This is a genomic window from Actinotalea ferrariae CF5-4 (assembly GCF_000603945.1).
Lineage (GTDB): Bacteria > Actinomycetota > Actinomycetes > Actinomycetales > Cellulomonadaceae > Actinotalea > Actinotalea ferrariae.
This window is the reverse complement of sequence record NZ_AXCW01000417.1, coordinates 1-2,022: the sequence shown is the minus strand read 5'-3', so window position 1 is coordinate 2,022 and position 2,022 is coordinate 1. Positions and strand designations below refer to the sequence as shown.

General features: G+C 75.6%; 4 protein-coding genes. All 4 read left to right on the top strand.

All coding sequences use genetic code 11. The annotated features are described in order from the left end of the window. Positions 1-155 precede the first annotated feature (155 nt). Positions 156-413, top strand: a complete 258-nt coding sequence (locus N866_RS21135; protein WP_155855484.1) for a hypothetical protein — start codon at positions 156-158, stop codon at positions 411-413. A gap of 209 nt (positions 414-622) precedes the next feature. Next, the gene (locus N866_RS21130; protein WP_155855483.1) at positions 623-877 is read left to right on the top strand and encodes a DUF2933 domain-containing protein; all 255 of its coding nucleotides are present in this window, start codon (positions 623-625) and stop codon (positions 875-877) included. A 112-nt stretch (positions 878-989) separates the two neighbouring features. Next, positions 990-1,664: a thioredoxin-like domain-containing protein gene (locus tag N866_RS18385; protein WP_034229471.1), complete on the top strand. Its 675-nt coding sequence runs from the start codon at positions 990-992 to the stop codon at positions 1,662-1,664. A gap of 34 nt (positions 1,665-1,698) precedes the next feature. Next, a partial coding sequence (locus N866_RS20665) for a DUF998 domain-containing protein (RefSeq protein ID WP_155855482.1) occupies positions 1,699-2,022 on the top strand: 324 nt, incomplete at its 3' end.

The window sequence follows — 2,022 nt, the reverse complement described above, 5'->3', positions numbered from 1 at the left end:
GCCACCTCAGACCGGTGGATCAGGGTTCAGGCCGTGGCACCATGAGGCCGGGCCGTGCGCCGTCCGCCCACCGGTGGGCCGGGCGCGCCGGGGGGCACGAGCGGGACATGGTGAGGACGACGGACGACGTCGGTCCCGGAGGTGCAGGAGCGACGGTGTCCGAGAAGCGTCCGCCTCGTCACGGCGAGAACGCGGCCGCCCTGGGCCTGGTCGCGCTGGTGCTCGTCGTCGTGCCCGGGATCGGGGAGCTGCTGGCCGCCCCGCTGGGCGTCGCGGCGATCGTCGTGGGCCTGCTGGGGGTCCGTCAGTACGAGATGCGCCGGGCGCCGCGGGTCGCGGCGGCTCTCGCAGGTCTGGCCCTCGGCGTGCTCGCGCTGCTGGCCGTCGTCTTCGTCCTCGTCGCCACCTCCTGAGGGACCGGACGGCTCACGCGGTCCGCAGTCCGGCGGCAGCACCTTCAGCGGACCTTCATCGCCTCGGCGGCACTTCCTTCACCTGGCCGGGGAACGGTGACCGTGGGTCGTCAGGAGGCGACCCGCCGCCGGTGCGCCGTCCCGACGACGACCGGCAGCCAGGCGCGATCGACGGGTGTTCCCCGTCGGGACGGAGCGACGTCACCGTGATGAACCACCTCAGGCAGCACCTGACCCACATGGCGGTGGCTGCGGTCGCCGTCCTGGTGCTCCTGGCGCTCGCCGGCGTCAGCTGGGCCGACGCCCTGCGATGGGCCCTCCTGCTCGCCTGCCCGGTGGGCATGGTGGCGATGATGTGGTTCATGGGCCGCGGGGGCCGCCAGCACGCACCGGCCGTCCGTCCCCAGGAGGAGCGCGAGGGCTCCTCCGCGCAGGACGAGGGCGCGCCGTCCGTCACGAGGTGACCGTGAAGGCCCCTGAGCCCGCTGACGGGTCCCGGGGCCGTTCCCGACCTATGGTGGACGCCCACGACCCACGGGACCTCGTCGGCGGTCGCCGGTGCGGAGGGAGTGCTTGATGGCCTCGGGCAGCAGCGCACGGAAGGACCGCGAGGAGCGGCTCGAGAAGGTCGCCGCCCTGCAGGCGGCGCAGGACCGCGCCGAGAGGCGTCGCCGGGCGATCCTCGTCGGGGTGATCGCGCTGGTCGTCCTCGTCCTGGCCGTCCCGACGGCGCTCGTGGTGCTCGACGCGCAGCGGGAGAACGCGTCCGTGGAGGAGGCGGCCGCGGAGCCGATCGAGGGCGAGGAGACGCAGGAGGTCCCGTCCGCCGCGCACGTGACCGGCGACGTGCCCGAGGACCAGGTCGTCGTCCGGGAGGCCGAGGGAGGGGCCCTGCCCCCGATCGGCGGCGACCACGACCCCGTCTGGCAGAACTGCGGCTACTACGCCGAGCCGGTCCGGGTCGAGAACGCCGTGCACTCCCTGGAGCACGGGGCGGTCTGGGTGACCTACCAGCCCGACCTGGCCGAGGAGCAGGTCGCGCAGCTGCGCGAGCTGGCCGCCCAGGAGTCGTACCTCCTGGTGAGCCCGTACGAGGGCCTCGCGGCCCCGGTCGTCGCGACGGCGTGGGGTGTCCAGCTGGAGCTGGAGTCGGTGTCCGACGAGAGGCTGCCGGCGTTCCTCGAGCGCTACCTGCAGGGTGAGCAGACCCCGGAGCCCGGCGCGGCCTGCCAGGGCGGTGTCGGCGGCTGAGGGGCGCGTCGGTGCGGGCGGCTACGGTCGGGCGGTGACGACCCCTGCCCCGACCTCCCTGTCCTCCGCCCCGGCGCGACCGTCCCTCGCCGGGGTGCCGCTGCGCTCGCGGGTCTCGGCGGCGCTCGCGCCCGTCGGGATGATCGGCGGCTGGACGGTCGCCGCCGCGCTCCAGCCCGGCGCGTTCGACTCCGTCCGCGAGACGATCAGCGCGCTCGCGGCCGCCCCGGCGGCCCACCCGGTCGTCATGACCGCCGGCCTGGCGCTGACGGGGGTGTGCCACGTCGTGACGGCGAGCGGCCTGCGGGGCGTCCCGCGTGCCGGCCGCCTCGTGCTCGCCGTCGCCGGTGTCGCGACG